This is a genomic window from Telluria sp. PB2R4 (assembly GCF_059685695.1).
On record NZ_JCASIC010000008.1, the window covers coordinates 118,005 to 135,192 of the forward strand.

General features: G+C 63.1%; 19 protein-coding genes. 11 read left to right on the forward strand and 8 right to left on the reverse strand.

The features are described 5' to 3' along the window. Nucleotides 1–43: 43 nt before the first annotated feature. From tfpB to AC56LU_RS14785, 3 genes are all read right to left on the reverse strand, one after another. The gene (gene tfpB / locus AC56LU_RS14775) at nucleotides 44–1,849 is read right to left on the reverse strand and encodes a type IV pilus assembly ATPase TfpB (RefSeq protein WP_497176367.1); all 1,806 of its coding nucleotides are present in this window, start codon (nucleotides 1,847–1,849) and stop codon (nucleotides 44–46) included. Nucleotides 1,850–1,870: 21 nt separating this feature from the next. Next, nucleotides 1,871–2,653, reverse strand: coding sequence for a spermine/spermidine synthase domain-containing protein (locus AC56LU_RS14780; protein WP_497176368.1), 783 nt, complete (start codon nucleotides 2,651–2,653; stop codon nucleotides 1,871–1,873). Nucleotides 2,654–2,747: 94 nt separating this feature from the next. Further along, the gene (locus AC56LU_RS14785) at nucleotides 2,748–3,257 is read right to left on the reverse strand and encodes a glycine zipper 2TM domain-containing protein (protein ID WP_497176369.1); all 510 of its coding nucleotides are present in this window, start codon (nucleotides 3,255–3,257) and stop codon (nucleotides 2,748–2,750) included. Between the two features lie 405 nt (nucleotides 3,258–3,662). Here AC56LU_RS14785 and AC56LU_RS14790 point away from each other — a divergent pair, with 405 nt between their 5' ends. The 5 genes from AC56LU_RS14790 to AC56LU_RS14810 all read left to right on the forward strand — a co-directional run bounded on the left by AC56LU_RS14790 (nucleotide 3,663) and on the right by AC56LU_RS14810 (nucleotide 8,762). Beyond that, entirely contained in the window at nucleotides 3,663–4,070 is a 408-nt protein-coding gene (locus tag AC56LU_RS14790) for a barstar family protein (RefSeq protein WP_027865202.1), read from the forward strand. Between the two features lie 82 nt (nucleotides 4,071–4,152). Further along, nucleotides 4,153–4,782, forward strand: a complete 630-nt coding sequence (purN, locus tag AC56LU_RS14795) for a phosphoribosylglycinamide formyltransferase (RefSeq protein ID WP_497176370.1) — start codon at nucleotides 4,153–4,155, stop codon at nucleotides 4,780–4,782. A gap of 12 nt (nucleotides 4,783–4,794) precedes the next feature. After that, nucleotides 4,795–6,102, forward strand: a complete 1,308-nt coding sequence (locus AC56LU_RS14800) for an RsmB/NOP family class I SAM-dependent RNA methyltransferase (RefSeq protein WP_497176371.1) — start codon at nucleotides 4,795–4,797, stop codon at nucleotides 6,100–6,102. A gap of 9 nt (nucleotides 6,103–6,111) precedes the next feature. Continuing rightward, nucleotides 6,112–7,431: a mechanosensitive ion channel family protein gene (locus AC56LU_RS14805; RefSeq protein ID WP_497176372.1), complete on the forward strand. Its 1,320-nt coding sequence runs from the start codon at nucleotides 6,112–6,114 to the stop codon at nucleotides 7,429–7,431. A gap of 116 nt (nucleotides 7,432–7,547) precedes the next feature. Beyond that, the gene (locus tag AC56LU_RS14810) at nucleotides 7,548–8,762 is read left to right on the forward strand and encodes a DesA family fatty acid desaturase (protein WP_497176373.1); all 1,215 of its coding nucleotides are present in this window, start codon (nucleotides 7,548–7,550) and stop codon (nucleotides 8,760–8,762) included. Between the two features lie 53 nt (nucleotides 8,763–8,815). On the opposite strand, the gene AC56LU_RS14815 is transcribed toward AC56LU_RS14810, so the two are convergent. The 4 genes from AC56LU_RS14815 to radC form a co-directional block, all read right to left on the reverse strand. Continuing rightward, complete coding sequence (locus AC56LU_RS14815; protein WP_497176374.1) at nucleotides 8,816–9,565, reverse strand: hypothetical protein; 750 nt, start codon at nucleotides 9,563–9,565, stop codon at nucleotides 8,816–8,818. 174 nt (nucleotides 9,566–9,739) lie between these two features. Continuing rightward, complete coding sequence (rpmG, locus tag AC56LU_RS14820; protein ID WP_005665735.1) at nucleotides 9,740–9,907, reverse strand: 50S ribosomal protein L33; 168 nt, start codon at nucleotides 9,905–9,907, stop codon at nucleotides 9,740–9,742. Between the two features lie 13 nt (nucleotides 9,908–9,920). Next, nucleotides 9,921–10,157: a 50S ribosomal protein L28 gene (rpmB, locus tag AC56LU_RS14825; protein WP_005665737.1), complete on the reverse strand. Its 237-nt coding sequence runs from the start codon at nucleotides 10,155–10,157 to the stop codon at nucleotides 9,921–9,923. Nucleotides 10,158–10,331: 174 nt separating this feature from the next. After that, a complete protein-coding gene (gene radC, locus AC56LU_RS14830) occupies nucleotides 10,332–11,003 on the reverse strand; it encodes a RadC family protein (RefSeq protein WP_497176375.1) in 672 nt (223 codons plus the stop codon). Between the two features lie 104 nt (nucleotides 11,004–11,107). On the opposite strand from radC, the gene AC56LU_RS14835 reads away from it, so the two are divergent. The 6 genes from AC56LU_RS14835 (at nucleotide 11,108) to AC56LU_RS14860 (ending at nucleotide 16,342) form a co-directional block, all read left to right on the forward strand. Continuing rightward, on the forward strand, nucleotides 11,108–11,557 hold the full coding sequence (locus AC56LU_RS14835) for an FKBP-type peptidyl-prolyl cis-trans isomerase (RefSeq protein WP_497176376.1): 450 nt from the start codon (nucleotides 11,108–11,110) through the stop codon (nucleotides 11,555–11,557). Nucleotides 11,558–11,571: 14 nt separating this feature from the next. After that, nucleotides 11,572–12,513: a 4-hydroxy-3-methylbut-2-enyl diphosphate reductase gene (gene ispH, locus AC56LU_RS14840; RefSeq protein ID WP_497176377.1), complete on the forward strand. Its 942-nt coding sequence runs from the start codon at nucleotides 11,572–11,574 to the stop codon at nucleotides 12,511–12,513. Nucleotides 12,514–12,674: 161 nt separating this feature from the next. Beyond that, a complete protein-coding gene (locus AC56LU_RS14845; protein WP_497176378.1) occupies nucleotides 12,675–13,604 on the forward strand; it encodes a branched-chain amino acid ABC transporter permease in 930 nt (309 codons plus the stop codon). 16 nt (nucleotides 13,605–13,620) lie between these two features. Beyond that, on the forward strand, nucleotides 13,621–14,844 hold the full coding sequence (locus AC56LU_RS14850; protein WP_497176379.1) for an ABC transporter permease subunit: 1,224 nt from the start codon (nucleotides 13,621–13,623) through the stop codon (nucleotides 14,842–14,844). Next, a complete protein-coding gene (locus AC56LU_RS14855; protein ID WP_497176380.1) occupies nucleotides 14,841–15,611 on the forward strand; it encodes an ABC transporter ATP-binding protein in 771 nt (256 codons plus the stop codon). Before AC56LU_RS14850 ends, AC56LU_RS14855 begins: the two co-directional genes overlap by 4 nt. An 8-nt stretch (nucleotides 15,612–15,619) precedes the next feature. After that, nucleotides 15,620–16,342: an ABC transporter ATP-binding protein gene (locus AC56LU_RS14860; protein WP_497176381.1), complete on the forward strand. Its 723-nt coding sequence runs from the start codon at nucleotides 15,620–15,622 to the stop codon at nucleotides 16,340–16,342. A 217-nt stretch (nucleotides 16,343–16,559) separates the two neighbouring features. Here AC56LU_RS14860 and phaP read toward each other — a convergent pair whose 3' ends face one another. After that, on the reverse strand, nucleotides 16,560–17,144 hold the full coding sequence (gene phaP / locus AC56LU_RS14865) for a TIGR01841 family phasin (protein ID WP_497176382.1): 585 nt from the start codon (nucleotides 17,142–17,144) through the stop codon (nucleotides 16,560–16,562). Between the last annotated feature and the right edge of the window lie 44 nt (nucleotides 17,145–17,188).

Below are 17,188 nucleotides of genomic sequence, written 5' to 3' on the forward strand. Positions count from 1 at the left end.
CGGGTGTTCCGGTTTGCGCTAGTGCCAACTGTACAAGCAGGCCTCAGCCCAGCGCCGCAGTCACCTTCAAGACCTCGTCCGCCGTGGTCACGCCCTCGACCACCTTCATCGCCCCCGCAATGCGCAGCGGCTTCATGCCGTCCGCCACGCTCTGCTGCCGCAGCTTCTGGATGTCGCCGGATGCGCGGATGACATGCGCAAAGCCTTCGCTCACCGTCAGCAGTTCATAGATGCCGGTGCGCCCGCGATAACCGGTCTGCCGGCACTCCGGACAGCCAATAGGACGATAGACAATCGAAGGCTTCGGAATATTCCACGCGCCTCCAATGCCCTGCCACACCTCATCGCTCAGTTCACCCCCAGGTGCCTTGCACTCAGGGCAGAGCGTGCGCACCAGCCGCTGCGCCATCACGCCAATCAAGGTGGCTTCCAGCAGATAATCCGGCACGCCAAGTTCCAGCAGCCGCACCACCGCAGCTGGCGCATCGTTGGTATGCAGCGTCGAAAACACCAGGTGCCCCGTCAGCGCCGCCTGGATCGCCATTTCGGCCGTCTGCAGATCGCGGATCTCGCCCACCATGATGATGTCCGGATCCTGCCGCATCAGGGCGCGTACGCCGTCGGCAAACGACAGGTCGATCCCCGGCTGCACCTGCATCTGGTTGAACGAGGCCTCGACCATCTCGATCGGATCCTCTACCGTGCACACGTTGACTTCGCTGGTCGCCAGGGCTTTCAGGGTCGTGTACAGCGTGGTCGTCTTGCCCGACCCGGTCGGCCCGGTCACCAGGATGATTCCATGCGGCCGGGTGGTCAGCGCGTCCCAGCGCGCCGCGTCGTCCGGGGGGAAGCCCAGTTCCGGCAGGGTCTTGACGACCACCTCCGGGTCGAAAATACGCATCACCAGCTTTTCGCCAAAGGCCGTCGGCAGCGTCGACAAACGCAGTTCGACTTCCTGGCCGCCGCCGGTGCGGGTCTTGATCCGTCCGTCCTGCGGCCGGCGCTTTTCGATCACGTCCATCCGCCCCAGCAGCTTGATGCGCGCGGTCATCGCAATCATCACGACCGCCGGCACCTGGTACACCTGGTGCAGCACGCCGTCGATGCGGAAGCGGATGACCGCGAATTCGCGTTTCGGCTCCAGGTGAATATCCGAGGCGCGCTGCTCGAAGGCGTAACTCCACAGCCAGTCGACGATATTGACGATGTGCTGGTCGTTCGCGTCGAATTGCTTGTTCGATTTGCCCAGCTCGACCAGCTGCTCGAAATTGTTCCGCATCGCCAGGTCTTGCCCGGTATGGCGGTTGGCGTCACGGATCGATTTGGCCAGGCTGAAGAATTGCGAGATGTACTGGGCGATGTCGAGTGGATTGGCCAGCACCAGTTCGATCTTGCGGCGCGAGACCTTGGCGATTTCCGCTTCCCATTCCACGTTCGCCGGATCGGCCGTCGCCACCACCAGCGTCGAGCCGGTCATTTCCACCGGCAGGATATTGAAGCGCGCCGCATAGCTGGCCGACATCACGTCCGCCACCTTGGTGAAGTCGATCTTGAGCGGATCGATGCGGATGAAAGGCAGGCCGACCTTGCTCGCGCACCATTCGGTCAGGGCGTCGAGTGTCAGCATGCGGTGCGGCGGCAGGTTTGAAATTAGTTTGCACTGGGCCACCGCGGTAAGCGGGTGCATCGAACCCGCGGCATTCTTGAGGATGCCCTGGGCATGGGCAAACTGCGTCTTGACGAATTCCTTGGTGACGATGCCATCGGCCAGCAGCCAGGAGAAGATCGACTGCAGGTCGAGCGCACGCAGGCGCGGCGCCTTGGATGGGGCAGGGATGGCACTGTTCACGTTCGGCTCCCGGTGGAGATATCAGGCGGCGGCGAAAATACCCTTGACCCAGGACTTGGCCGGCAGCCTGGTCGCGGCGACGATCTGGGCCGCGCGCGCCGCGAGCGCTTCCTTGTCCAGCGCTGGGCGGTCCCTGAAGCACAGGGCGACCACATTGCCGTCGTGGACTTCCGGCAGGCAGATCACGTGCTCGAAGGCGAATTTCATGGCCTTGATGTTCTTGGCAAAGCTCGGGTGGTCGCCGAACAGGTTTACCGTCATGATGCCGCCGTCAAGCAGGCAGTCGTTGCAGGCCTGGTAGAACTCGGGCGTATCGAGTACCGGGCCACGCGCGGTGGCGTCGTACAGGTCGCATTGCAGCACGTCGAAGGCGCCGTGGTTGGCCGGATCGGTGACGAAATCCATCGCATCCATTTCCAGCACCTGCAGGCGCTCGTCGCCCGGCGGCAGTTTGAACATCGAGGCGCAGATGCCGATCACCGATTCGTTGAGCTCGACGGCGGTGACGCTCGCTTCAGGAAACTGGCGATAGCAGAACTTGGTCAAGGTAGCGGCGCCGAGTCCCAGTTGCGCGATGGCGCGCGGCGACTCGATGAACAGCATCCAGGCCATCATCTGCTGCGCGTACTCCAGCTCCGGCCAGTCCGGCTTGCGGATGCGCATCGCGCCCTGCACCCATTCGGTGCCGAAATGGAGGTAGCGGACGCCGTCCTGTTCGGACAGGGTGACGGGGGCGAACTTGGGCTTGCGCGCGGGACGGCGCGAGGATTCGGCCTGTTCGATGGATTTGCGTTTGATGAGCATAGGGCAACCTGGTTGAATCGCCCTATTATCGGGGGAGGGGTTCCCGCAGCGCAAGCGCGGGAACCAGGCGCCGGGCGAATGCCGGCGCGGGAGCTCAGTAATCGATCGGCTGGACCGACACGCGCAGGCGCACGCGGTTGCCCGGATCGCGGTTCATCAGGGTGGTGTAGGTCTGGCCGCGGAATTCGTAGGTGACGTCGTAGCCGCGGGTGCGCGACTCGATGGCGTCGACGGTGCGGCACTGGCGCACCGCCTGTTCCTGCACGCCGCCTTGCGGACGGTTGTTGTTTTCCGCACGGTCGCCGACCATGGCGCCGGCAATCGCGCCGGCCGCCGTCGCGGCGACACGGCCGCTGCCGCTGCCGACCTGGTTGCCGAGCAGGCCGCCGACGACACCACCGACGATGCCGCCGCCGACGCCGCGTTGCTGCTGCACCGGCACTTGCACGTATTCAGTACGGCATTCCTGGCGCGGCATGCGGACTTCTTCCACACGGGGCTGCACGCGCACCACGCGGCCGAAGTCTTCGAAATCCTGGGCCTGGGCCAGCGGCAATGCGGCAAGGCCCATGGCGGCGATGATCAGTTTGGCTTGAAAGTTCATGTTCTACCTCGTAGTGGGCACGTGATGGGCAAGAGACGAGTCTGGTGGGAGAGCAAGCCGACCGGACTTTCTTACCTCCTATGGTAATCCGATCCGCCGGCCGCATCGAATCCACGTGGCAACAAAATGTAACAGCAGCGCAAGCATTTTTTACTCCGCGCCAGAATGACAAAGGGCTTTTTAAAGGTCTAATCCAGGCGGATATTTCACTACTATTTTTTACAAATGCAATTCCTGTAATCACATTTGGGTTGCTTCCAATACCACAAAACGTTACCCTTACACAAATCAGGGTCTTATTGGCGCGTGGAAATGACAGGGAGAGAACAAGACGGCGGATGCCAACCGTTGTACAGGGTGGCCGTGGCGCCACTATCGTACCGACCTGGTCAACTTGAGGAAAAAATGAGTTTGTTGATGAGAGTGCCGCCCAATCTTGTGCAGTCGATCCGCGCGTTCCGCGTCGCCGAGCTGCAGCAGGAGGCTGCGCGCCTGGGTCAGCACTTCCTGTATGCGCATTGCGCCAATACCCTGACCAAGCAGCAGGTATGCGCTCGCATCGGCGAAAACTTTTATTTCCCCAAACCCTGCAGCAAGAACTTCGACGCCCTGCGCAAGTGCCTCACCGAGACCGTAGCCGAGGCCGGTCCGCAGCCCGGTTTCCTCGTCGTGCTCGAACAATTGCCAAGTGCGCAAAAATTCGACAAGGAAGCGCGCGAAAACCTGCTCGACGTGTTCCGCGATGCGGCCGAATTCTGGGCCGAAAAGAAGGTCCCGTTCCGCGTATTCTACTCGTTCGCGATCCCGGCCTGAACGCCGGACGCCCGGTCCGCAGGCAGCCGCCAGGACTTGGCCCGCTGCGGTTGCCCGCTGGCGATACGGTACAATGCGCGGTATGAAAAATATCGTGATCCTCATTTCCGGCCGCGGCAGCAATATGGAAGCGGTCGTGCGCGCGCTGGAAGCCGAGGGCTGGCCAGCCAGAGTGGCGGCCGTCATCAGCAACAAACCGGAAGCGAAAGGCCTGGATTTTGCCGAGGGCCGCGGCATCCCGACGGCCGTCGTGGCAAACAAGGCGTTCGCCAGCCGCGCCGAGTTCGATGCGGCCCTGCAGGAAACCATCGACGGCTTTGCCCCTGACCTGGTCGTTTTGGCAGGCTTCATGCGTATCCTGACGGCGCCCTTCGTCGAGCACTACGCCGGCCGCATGCTGAATATCCACCCCTCGCTGCTGCCGCTGTTCCCTGGCCTGGGCACGCACCAGCAGGCGATCGACGCCGGCGAGAAGGAACACGGCGCCACCGTTCATTTTGTGACGGCCGAACTCGACCATGGCCCGATCGTGGCGCAGGCGAAGGTGCCGGTGCTGCCGGATGACACCGAGGACACGCTATCCGCCCGCGTGCTCGTCGAAGAACACAAGCTGTACCCGTATGCGGTGCGCCTCTTCGTCGAAGACAGGCTCAGTATTGAAAACGGCGAAGTTCGCATTAACAGTGCAGCCGCCGAAACCACCAGCATCTAATTAAGGAACACCATGAGATTGCCACCAGCAATCCTCGGCAATACGGAAGAAGTATTGCGCGAGGTACTGCGCTTTACATCGCCGGCCGACGTTACCCTGTCGCGTTACTTCAAGGATCACCCGCGTTTCGGCGGCCGTGAGCGCGGCGTCATTGCCGAGGCGGTGTACGCCGTCCTGCGCAACAAATCCTTCTTCACCGATTTCGCCGGCGCCGGCAACATGCCGTCGATGCGCAAGCTGGCCCTGCTGGGCCTGTCCGAGACCGTCGGCATCGATGCCCTCGGCGGCCTCAGCGAGGACGAAACGCAGTATCTCACCCGCATCAAGGAAGTGGACCGCAGCCTGCTGCCGCCGCAGATGCAGGCGAACCTGCCGACCTGGCTGTACGATAAGCTGGTCGCGCAGTTCGGCCAGGAAGAAGCCCTGGCACTGGCTGCCGTGCTGAATACGCCGGCGCCGCTCGACCTGCGCGTCAATTCCATCAAGGCCAACCGCGACGACGTGATGGCCGAACTGGCCAAGGCGCCGATCGCCGCCGAACCGATGCCCTACGCACCGCTCGGCCTGCGCGTGCTCAAGAAGCCTGCGCTGCAGAACCTGCCGCTATTCAAGGAAGGCGCGATCGAGGTGCAGGACGAGGGCAGCCAGGTGCTGGCCCAGATCGTCGGCGCACGCCGCGGCGAGATGGTGGTGGACTTCTGCGCCGGCGCCGGCGGCAAGACCCTGGCCCTGGGCGCGACCATGCGCAACACCGGCCGCCTGTATGCCTTCGACGTCTCCGAAAAGCGCCTGGCCAAGCTGAAACCGCGCATGGCGCGCAGCGGCCTGTCGAACGTGCACCCGGTGCTGATCGCGCATGAGCGCGATGCGAAAATCAAGCGCCTGGCCGGCAAGATCGACCGCGTGCTGGTCGACGCGCCGTGCAGCGGCCTGGGCACCTTGCGCCGCAATCCGGACGTCAAATGGCGCCAGCATCCCGACGCCATCGGCGAGATGCAGGAAAAGCAGGCCGCCATCCTGGACGGCGCCGCGCGCCTGGTCAAGAGCGGCGGCCGCCTGGTGTATGCCACCTGCAGCCTGCTGAACGAAGAGAACGACTTCATCGTCGAACAGTTCCTGTCGACCCATGCCGACTTCGAACTGGTGCCGATGAAGGACGTGCTGGCCGAGCAGAAGATCCCGCTCGAGATGGACCAGTACCTCAAGATGCTGCCGCACAAGCACCAGACCGATGGCTTCTTCGCCGCCGTGCTGCAACGCAAGGCGAAGGCCAAGGCAGCGCCGGCCGACGAGTCGGAAGTCGCCCAAGCCGAGGAATAACGCCGACACATGCCGCTCCAGCAACTGCTGGCCGACCTGCTCGGCGACATCAACAAGCCTGCCATCCTGTGGCAGCTACTTGCCATCGCCCTGTGCATCGGGGTCGGCTGGGGTCTGGCGCGGCTGATGCATCGTTCCTGGCTGGCGAGCCACCAGGAGCAGGCCCGTGGCCTGATCGGCCTCGGGATGGCCAGCTTCAGCCGCGTGCTGCCACCGTTGCTGATCCTCGGCCTGCTGGTGGTGACCCGCGCCGTCATGGCGAACTACCAGAGCGTGCACCTGCTCGACCTGGCAGTGCCGCTGGCGTCTTCGTTCGCGGTGATCCGCACCTTCTTCTACCTGCTGCGACGGGTGTTCGCGCGCCACGGCCAACTGGGCGAGACGCTGCAGACCTTCGAAAAGATATTCGCGCTGGTGGTCTGGCTCGGCGTGGCCCTGCACATCATGGGCGTGCTGCCCGACGTGATCCGCTACTTCGAACAGCGTACACTGCCGATCGGCCAGCACAAGATCACGCTGGCCGACCTGGTCGAAGGCGCGGTCTCGATCGTGGTCTTGATGATGCTGGCCTTGTGGGCCGGCGCCGCGCTGGAAGAGCGCCTGATGAAGGTCGAGCGCATGCACAGTTCGATCAAGGTGGTGCTGGCGCGCATGAGCCGGGCGGTGCTGATCCTGGTTGCGTTGCTGTTCAGCCTGGGGCTGGCGGGGCTGGACCTGACCGTGCTGTCGGTATTCGGCGGCGCGCTCGGCGTCGGCCTCGGTCTCGGCATGCAGCGCATTGCAAGCAATTACGTATCCGGCTTCATCATCCTGCTGGAACGCAGCCTGTCGATCGGCGACCCGATCACCCTCGATAAATATTCCGGCAAGGTAGCGCGCATCAACACGCGCTATACCGTGCTGCGCGGCGCGGACGGCACCCAGACCCTGCTGCCGAACGAGATGCTGATCACCGGCGTCGTACTGAACCAGTCTTCGACCAACCGCAACGTGCGCGCGGTCACCAGGCTGACCGTGTCCTACGACAGCGACTTGTCCAAGGTCATGCCGCTGCTGGAAGCGCAGCCGCGCGGCGTGCCGCGGGTGCTGGAACAACCCGCTCCCAATGTGCTGCTCAATGCGTTTACGCATGACGGCTACGAGCTGGAAGTCGGCTTCTGGCTGGGTGATCCGGAAAACGGGCAGGGTGGTCCGATCTCGGACGTGAACAAGAAAATCTATTCGCTTGTCCAATCAGGCGACATCAAACTTGGCCATCCGACCATGGATACGCGTTTGCTCGATGCCCATATATCATCGCTTGTGGCGCGAACTACTGGTCAAGCTTGATTCCTACATGAATTCGGGCATCTTGGCGTGCCGTGTGTCACTAGAACAGCGTAAAATATCAGCTTGCGCGACGGTGCGAACGAACTGTGTGCTGGCGCAACATCCATGGAGACCGAATGAATTTCTTAAGTAGCGACCCCGTGCAAGCCGTGCTGACTTTCCTGTCCACCGGCCTGCTGGACTTCACCGGCTGGGAGGTGTTCTTCGCCACGCTGGTGCTGACGCACATCACGATTGCCGCCGTCACGATCTATTTGCACCGCCACCAGGCGCACCGCGCCCTCGAGCTGCACGCGATTCCGAGCCATTTCTTCCGTTTCTGGCTGTGGTTGACCACCGGCCAGGTCACCAAGGAATGGGCGTCGATCCACCGCAAGCACCATGCCAAGTGCGATACCGAAGAAGATCCGCACAGCCCGCAGACGCGCGGCATCCGCAAGGTGCTGTTCGAAGGCGCCGAGCTGTACCGTGCCGAGAGCAAGGTCAAGGAAACGATGGAGAAGTACGGCCACGGTACGCCGGACGACTGGATCGAGCGTAATGTGTACACCAAGCACAGCGCCATGGGCGTGGTGCTGATGCTGTTCATTGACTTCGCGCTGTTCGGCATCGTCGGCATTTCGGTGTGGGCGGTCCAGATGATGTGGATCCCGATCACCGCGGCCGGCATCATCAACGGCATCGGCCATTACTGGGGTTACCGCAACTACGACTGCAGCGATGCGGCCACCAACATCATGCCGTGGGGCATCCTGATCGGCGGCGAGGAACTGCACAACAACCACCATACCTTCGCCACCTCGGCCAAGCTGTCGAGCAAGTGGTACGAATTCGACCTGGGCTGGGGGTATATCCGCATCCTGGAAACCCTGGGCCTGGCCAAGGTCAAGAAGGTTGCGCCGGAGCCGAAGTTCGCCAAGGACAAGATGGTGGCCGACCACGACACCTTGCAGTCGGTGATCGCCAACCGCTACGACGTGATGGCCAAGTATGCCAAGTCGGTGCGTCATGCGTTCCGTGAAGAATTCGAGCACCTGAAGCACAAGGCCGAGCTGGAAGCGCGCTTCCTGAAGAGCTCGCGCAAGCTGATGCAGCGCGAGCCGGCCAAGCTGGAGACGTCGCAGAAGCAGCAACTGGTCGAGTTGTTCCAGCACAGCAAGGCGCTGGAAACCATGCACCAGATGCGCGTGGAACTGGGCGCGATCTGGGAACGTTCGCACGCGACCCGCGACCAGCTGCTGCAACAGCTGCAGGACTGGTGCGCCCGCGCCGAAGCCTCGGGCATCAAGTCGCTTCAGGAGTTCTCGCTGCGCCTGCGCAGCTACGCATAAGCGGCTTCGCGCGGCATATGGGCGGCTCCTTGGGGAGCCGCTTTTTTTTCGTCTTAAATCAGCAGTACCTGCGCATCCTCGGGCAGTACCAGCCGCGCGCGTGGATCGAAGTCTTCGTTGCCGGTGAAACGGTGGCAATACACCGGCGAATTCGCATGGTTGCGTGCCGGTTCGCTGGTCGGGTAGCGCGCCAGCCGGCGGCTGCCGTCGAACACCTCGACATGGGCGCGCGGCGACAGGCTGCACACCGACAGGCCGAGCTTGCGCATCGAGGCCCAGTTCAGGAAGCGGTGATGCCAGGGGATCAGCGGATCGATGGTCGCGTGCACGTCGTGCAGCAGGCGCCGCACTTCGCCCATGGTCCAGGCGTCCGGCGCCAGGGTGGGAATCAAGACCAGGTTGGTGCGCAGGTCGGACGGGTTGGCATTGATCGAAAAGCTGCCGTCCTGCTGCGCGATGCGGTCGGCAACCGGCACGATGTACAGACCGTGTTCACCGGCGTGCACCGGCAGCGATTCGCCGCCGCCTTCGAGCCACAGCGACAGGTCGTCGGTGCGCACGCCGGCCCGGGCCGGGCGCAGCTGGACCGCCAGGGCGGCGCGTCCGGCCAGGTTATGCTGGACCGCCTTGGCCATCGGGTAGAACAAGGGCTTGTAGGGCAGCAGGCGCGTGCGCGAGGCCTTGACTTCGACCATCGGCAAACTGTCGGGCGCCTGAGCGGGCGCCTGGGCATGCGCGGGCAGGGCGCACAGCAGGCAGGCGACCAGGGCGGACAACACGGCAGGTGACAGGAGCGGGAGCATGCCTTCGTGATGAAGTCGGCAAGCTTCCATGCTTTCATGGGCTGGCGAAGATTGCAATGTTCGCTGGCCTGTCCCGCTGAGCGCAGTCAAGCACTGTTGTATTTTCAGGACGAGTCGCCGCCATAAAAAAAGCCGCCAGTCGAAACGGGCGGCTTTCTCGAAAAGCAAGATCGATTACTTGATCTTGGTTTCTTTGTAGATCACGTGCTTGCGTGCCTTCGGGTCGAATTTGGTGATTTCCATTTTCGCCGGCATGGTGCGCTTGTTCTTGGTGGTGGTGTAGAAGTGACCGGTACCTGCGGTCGATTCCAGCTTGATTTTGTCGCGGCCAGTTTTTGCCATGATAGCTCCCTAATTAAACTTTTTCGCCACGGGCACGCATGTCGGCCAGCACGGCGTCGATGCCGAGCTTGTCGATCACGCGCAGACCGGCGTTGGACAGACGCAGGGAGACCCAGCGGTTTTCCGATTCCACGTAGATGCGACGGTTCTGCAGGTTCGGCAGGAAACGACGCTTGGTTTTGTTGTTAGCGTGGGAGACGTTGTTGCCAACCATCACACCCTTGCCGGTAACTTGGCAGACACGTGCCATAGTGCACTCCTTAAATATATTCCAGGATTGGAAAAACGAGAGTATAGCGTGGAAACACACGACAAATCAATCACTTGCGAAAAACAAATGTGTCTTAATGTAGTAGTTAAATTTAACAATTGCTGTCGAGTGATGTAACACCCTGTTTTCACGCGCTTATTCGCGCTTCCAGGCTTATAGCTGGCCGTGTTCCGCGAACGAATGGACCTGTGTCCCCGCTACCACGAAGTGGTCGAGCACGCGGATGTCGACCAGGGCCAGCGCCTGTACCAGCGCGGAGGTCAGCCGCAGATCGGCCTCGCTCGGTTCCGGCACGCCCGATGGGTGGTTGTGTGCCAGGATCACGGCCGCGGCATTGCGGCGCAGCGCCGCCTTCACCACTTCGCGCGGATACACGCTGGTATGGGTCAGCGTCCCGCGAAACATCTCTTCGTAATTAATCAGGCGGTTCTTGACGTCGAGGAAGAGCACGGCGAAGGACTCATGCGCCTGTAATGCGAACTGGTGGCGCAGGTAGGCGCGCACCGCTTCCGGCGAGCACATGCCCTCGCGTTCGAACTCCTCGGCCACTGCGCGCCGCGTCAGCTCGATCGCTGCCTGCAGCTGGGCATACTTGGCCGGTCCGAGCCCGTGCAGGGCGCCGAACTCGGTCGCGCTGGCGTGCAGCAGCCGGTGCAGCGAACCGAAATGGTCGAGCATGTCGCGCGCCAGCGCCACCGCGCTTTTTCCCGCCACGCCCACCCGCAGGAAAATCGCCAGCAGTTCGGTGTCCGAGAGCACCCTGGGTCCGCCGCGCAGCAGGCGTTCGCGCGGGCGTTGCTCTTTCGGCCATTCAGTGATTCTCATTGTCTGATCCTTGCCATAAAAAAGGACACACCGGGGCGTAGCAGCCGGGCGTGGCTTACAATAGCGGTTTGCCCGCAACAGGCCCGCCTGTCATCACAAAGAACATGTCCAACGCTCCAGTCGTCAACGAATCGTCTTACCTGACCCTGCATTATCGGCTTGCTACTTCCGACGGTACTGATCTCATCACTACCTTCAGCGGCACGCCGGCCACCTTGCTGCTGGGCCAGGGCCAGCTCGCACCTTTCCTCGAGTCGCGCCTGATCGGCCTGCCGGAAGGCGCGCACCAGACCTTCCAGCTGAGCGCAGCGGAGGCCTTTGGCGACCGCAACCCCGAGCTGATCCGGCCGGTGTCGAAGGCGACGCTGGCAGAGAACTCGGTACCGGACGCCGACTACAAGGTGGGCGAGCTGATCGAGTTCAACGCGCCCAAGGGCGGCCGCTTCGCCGGCGTGTTGCTGGAAATGCGCGAGACCACCGCATTGTTCGACTTCAACCATCCGCTGGCCGGCCAGGCCCTGCAATTCGAAGTACAACTGATTTCGGTTCTGTAAAACAGGAAACCTTCATGGACAACGAAATTCTGCTTGCCCAGCCGCGCGGCTTCTGCGCCGGCGTGGACCGCGCGATCGAGATCGTCGAGCGCGCCCTGACCCAGTTCGGCGCGCCGATCTATGTGCGCCACGAGATCGTGCACAACGCCTATGTGGTGGAAGACCTGCGCAACAAGGGCGCGATCTTCATCGAGGAACTCGAAGACGTCCCGGCGGGCAACACCCTGGTGTTCTCGGCCCACGGCGTCTCGAAGGCTGTCCGTGCCGATGCCGAGGCGCGCGGCCTGACCATTTTCGACGCTACCTGCCCGCTGGTGACCAAGGTACACGTGGAGGTGGCCAAGATGCGCAGGCAGGGCTGCGAGATCATCATGATCGGCCACGACGGCCACCCGGAAGTCGAAGGTACGATGGGGCAGGCCGAGGAAGGCATGCACCTGGTCGAGACGGTGGACGACGTGGCGACGCTGCAGGTCAACAACCCCGACCACCTGGCCTACGTGTCGCAGACCACGCTGTCGGTGGACGACACCGCCGACATCATCGCCGCGCTGAAGGCACGCTTCCCGAACATCATCGAGCCGAAGAAGGGCGACATCTGCTACGCCACCACCAACCGGCAGGAGGCCGTCAAGTTCCTGGCGCCGCAGGTGGAAGTGGTGATCGTGGTCGGCAGCCCGAACAGCTCGAATTCGAACCGCCTGCGCGAAGTGGCGGACAAGATGGGCACCCCGGCCTACATGGTCGACAATGCCGCTGCCATCGACCCGCAATGGATCGCCGGCAAGAAGCGCATTGGCGTGACCGCCGGCGCTTCGGCCCCGGAAGTGCTGGTGCAGGCCGTGATCGACCGCCTCAAGGCGTTGGGCGCGGCCAGCGTGCGTGCGCTCGAGGGCGTCGAAGAAAACGTGGTGTTTCCGTTGCCGAAGGGCCTGGATGGCATCAAGGCTGCGTAATTACGCAAGAGCAAATTTGCTGGAATGAGCTGTTTTCCAGTGTAAGTTTTCCTGAATGCCATTTATCATGATGGCAATCGGAACATGAACGTCGGGCCGGAACGGCACTGCGGGGATACCCGGAGTGCCGTTTTTTTTAGACCGGAGATACAACGCATACGATGGAAACATTCATCCAACAAATCCTCAACGGCCTGGTGCTGGGCAGCATGTACGCCCTGGTCGCCCTCGGCTACACGATGGTGTACGGGGTGCTCAACCTGATCAACTTCGCCCACGGCGACGTCTTGATGATCGGCGCCATGATCGGCTTGAGCATCCTGAAGCTGCTGGAAAGCTACGCCCCTGGCCTGCCGGGCTATGTGCAGCTTGCGGCCGCCATCCTCGGCGCGATCCCGGTCGCCATCCTGGTCAACATCCTGATCGAGCGCGTCGCCTACCGGCGCCTGCGCAACGCGCCGCGCCTGGCGCCCCTGATCACGGCGATCGGGGTGTCGATTTTGCTGCAGACCTTTGCCATGATGATCTGGGGCCGCAGCCCACTGCCTTTCCCCCAGCTGCTCTCGCCCGAACCGGTGTCGATCGGCGGCGCGCTGATCTCGCATACGCAGATCCTGCTGCTCGTGCTGGCCGCCGTGGCGATGCTCGGCCTGGTGCTGCTGGTCGAACGCACCCGCATGGGCCGCGCGATGCGCGCGGTGGCCGAGAACCCGCGCGTGGCCGGCCTGATGGGCGTCGATTCGAACCGCGTGATCGTTGCCACCTTCGCCATCGGCGCCGCACTTGCCGCGGTCGCCGGCGTGATGTGGGGCGCCAACTACGCGTCGATCACCTTCACCATGGGCGTGTTGCCGGGCCTGAAGGCCTTCTGCGCCGCCGTGCTGGGCGGAATCGGCAACATCTACGGCGCCATGATCGGCGGCATCCTGCTGGGCATCATCGAAGCGCTCGGCGCCGGCTACATCGGCGACCTTACCGGCGGCTTCCTGGGCAGCCACTACCAGGACATCTTCGCCTTCGTCGTGCTGATCCTCGTGCTGACCCTGCGCCCGTCGGGCATCATGGGCGAGCGCGTGGCGGACCGCGCGTAGCCAGGGAGGGACACACATGGCACTCCTGACTTTCGACGTCCAGCACAAGCCGCGCCAGGCCTACGCCAGCATGGCGATCGTCCTCATCCTGATGCTGGTCTTCCCTTTCGTCGCTTCCCAGTTCGGCAACTCCTGGGTGCGCATCATCGACATCGCGCTGCTGTACATCATGCTAGCGCTGGGCCTGAACATCGTGGTCGGCTTTGCCGGCCTGCTCGACCTGGGCTACATCGCCTTCTTCGCGGTGGGCGCCTACATGGTCGGACTGTTCTCGTCGCCGCAGTTCGCGGCGCTGCTCGAATCCGTGATCTATTATTCGCCGGCGCTGGGCGAAGCGCTGGTGACTTTCTTCGGACCCGAGATCCAGCAGAACGGCATCCACCTGTCGGTGTGGGCGATCGTGCCGCTGGCGGGACTGGTGGCGGCCCTGTTCGGCGCGCTGCTGGGCGCCCCGACCCTGAAGCTGCGCGGCGACTACCTGGCGATCGTGACGCTCGGCTTCGGCGAGATCATCCGCATCTTCATGAACAACCTGAACGACCCGATCAACTTCACCAACGGGCCGCAGGGGATCAACATGATCGATCCGATCCGCGTGTTCGGTGTGTCGCTGGCGGGGGAGGCCGGTTCCCAGGCCACGGTCCACATCGGTAGCTTCTCGATGCCCTCGGTGAACGCCTATTACTTCCTTTTCCTGTTCCTTACCATCGCCACGATTTTCATCACGTCGCGCCTCCAGCATTCGCGCCTGGGCCGCGCCTGGGTGGCGATCCGCGAGGACGAGATCGCGGCCAAGGCCATGGGCATCAATACCCGCAACGTGAAGCTGCTGGCGTTTGCCATGGGCGCGTCGTTTGGCGGTGTGGCCGGCGCCATGTTCGGCGCCTTCCAGGGCTTCGTCTCGCCCGAATCGTTCTCGCTGACCGAATCGATCGCCGTGCTGGCGATGGTGGTGCTGGGCGGGATCGGCCACATCCCTGGCGTGGTGCTGGGCGGCGTGCTGCTGGCGGCGCTGCCGGAAGTGCTGCGCCACGTGGTCGAGCCGGCGCAGCAGGCGCTGTTCGGCACCGTGCTGATCGAGGCCGAGGTGCTGCGCCAGCTGCTGTACGGCCTGGCGCTGGTGCTGATCATGCTGGTCAACCCGGCCGGCCTGTGGCCGTCGCCGAACAAGGAGGAACGCCCCAACGCCGCGCTGGCCCATGACGAGGCAAATGAGGAAGAAGAAGGGGCCAAGGCATGAGTGAGATCATCTTGAACATCGCCGGCGTCAACAAGCGCTTCGGCGGCCTGCAGGCGCTGACCGATGTCGGCATCCGCATCGAGCGCGGCCAGATCGTTGGCCTGATCGGCCCGAACGGCGCAGGCAAGACCACCTTCTTCAACGTGATCACCGGACTGTACCAGCCGGACAGCGGCAGCTTCGAGCTGGCCGGCAAGCCGTATTCGCCGTCGGCCCCGCACGAGGTGGCCAGGGCAGGCATCGCCCGCACCTTCCAGAACATCCGCCTGTTCGGCGAGATGAGCGCCCTGGAAAACGTGATGGTGGGCCGCCACGTGCGCACCCGCCAGGGCGTGTTCGGTGCGATCTTCCGCCACAAGGCGGCGCGCATCGAGGAAGCGGCGATCCGCGGGCGCGCGCAGGAGCTGCTGACTTTCGTGGGCATCGGCCAGTACGCCAACCGCACCGCCAAGTACCTCTCTTACGGCGACCAGCGCCGCCTCGAGATCGCGCGCGCGCTCGCCACCGACCCGCAACTGCTGGCGCTGGACGAGCCGGCCGCCGGCATGAACGCCACCGAGAAACTGGCCTTGCGCGAGCTGTTGGTGAAGATCAAGAACGAAGGCAAGACCGTGCTGCTGATTGAGCACGACGTCAAGCTGATGATGGGCCTGTGCGATCGCATCACGGTGCTCGAATACGGCAAGCGGATCGCGGAGGGATTGCCTGCCGAGATCCAGAAGAACGAGGCCGTGATCAAGGCCTATCTCGGCGGAGCGCATCAGTGACCGACACCATGAGCGACACTATCCTGAAAATTTCGGGCCTGAAGGTGGCCTACGGCGGCATCAAGGCCGTCAAGGGCCTCGACCTCGAAGTGAACAAGGGCGAACTGGTGACCCTGATCGGCGCCAACGGCGCCGGCAAGACCACGACCCTGAAAGCCATCACCGGCACGCTCCCGCCCTGCAAGGTGGAGGGCGAGATCAGCTACCTGGGCCAGCCCTTGCGCGGCACGCCATCCTTCCGCATGGTGCAGCGCAGGCTGGCCATGGTACCGGAAGGGCGGGGCGTGTTCACCCGCATGAGCATCCACGAGAACCTCTTGATGGGCGCGTACACGCGCCAGGACAAGGCCGGAATCGCGGCGGATATCGAGAAGTGGTACGCCGTGTTCCCGCGCCTGAAGGAGCGCGCCGCGCAGTTGGCGGGCACGCTCTCGGGCGGCGAGCAGCAGATGCTGGCGATGGCACGCGCGCTGATGTGCCATCCGACCTTGCTGCTGCTGGACGAGCCATCGATGGGGCTGTCGCCGATCATGGTCGAGAAGATCTTCGAGGTGATCCGCGACGTGTCGAAGCAGGGCATCACGATCCTGCTGGTGGAGCAGAATGCGAAACTGGCGCTGCAGGCGGCGCACCGGGGCTATGTGATGGAGTCGGGGAGCCTGACGATGACGGGGAATGCGGTGGACATGCTGAACGACCCGCGGGTGCAGGCGGCGTATCTCGGGGAGTGATGTTCGTAGGGTGGGCGGCTACGCCGCCCACGCGTTCAAATCACGTTTGAATCGATGCGCCTCGAAGTATCATCGGCGGGCTGAACGCGTGGGCGCTTGTAATTCCGGGCATTGCCCGAAATTACCCCGCCCACCCTTCATAAGGCGCAAACGCAAAAAAGCCGGGACGTCACCGTCCCGGCTTTTTCATTTGACTAGTCGCAGCTTCGGCCGAAACTTAGGCGGCAGCCGACTGGGTGGCAGCAGCAGCAGTAGCGGTAGCCTTGCGAGCAGTTGCCGAAAACTGGCTCACCGCTGCGTTGACGTTGCTCTCGATGGCTTCGGCAGCCTGCTTGCTGGTCTTGCTGAACTGCTCGTAGCCGGCGTTGGCGTTGCTGATCACGGTCTTGACGGCGGCAACGAAGGTTTCCGAACCGGCCGGGGCGTTCTTGCTCACTTCGTCGACCAGTGCGATCACCTTGCGGTTGGTTTCGACGATCTGGCTCTCGGCAGCCTTCGAGAATTCAGCGCCGGTGCCGCTGGCGATGGCGGCCAGCTGGCGGTTGTAGGCCAGGGCTTTTTCGGCGCTTGGCTGGGCCTGCGAAGCGGTGACCGAGAAGAACTCTTGCGGGTCCTTGGCGCTCAGCAGCTGGCGGGCGACGTTCGACGAATCTTCCAGGGTGCTGCGGGCGACGCTGATATTCAGGCCGACCAGCTTTTCCATGCCTTCAAAGGTCTTGGCCGTCAGCGACGACATCAGCGCGAATTGCGATTCGAGGTTGGCTTTGGTGGCGTTCGAGAACTGCTCAGGAATTGCAAACATGTGATTCTCCAAATTCAGTGCGTTTAGTGGATGAAATGTTGCTT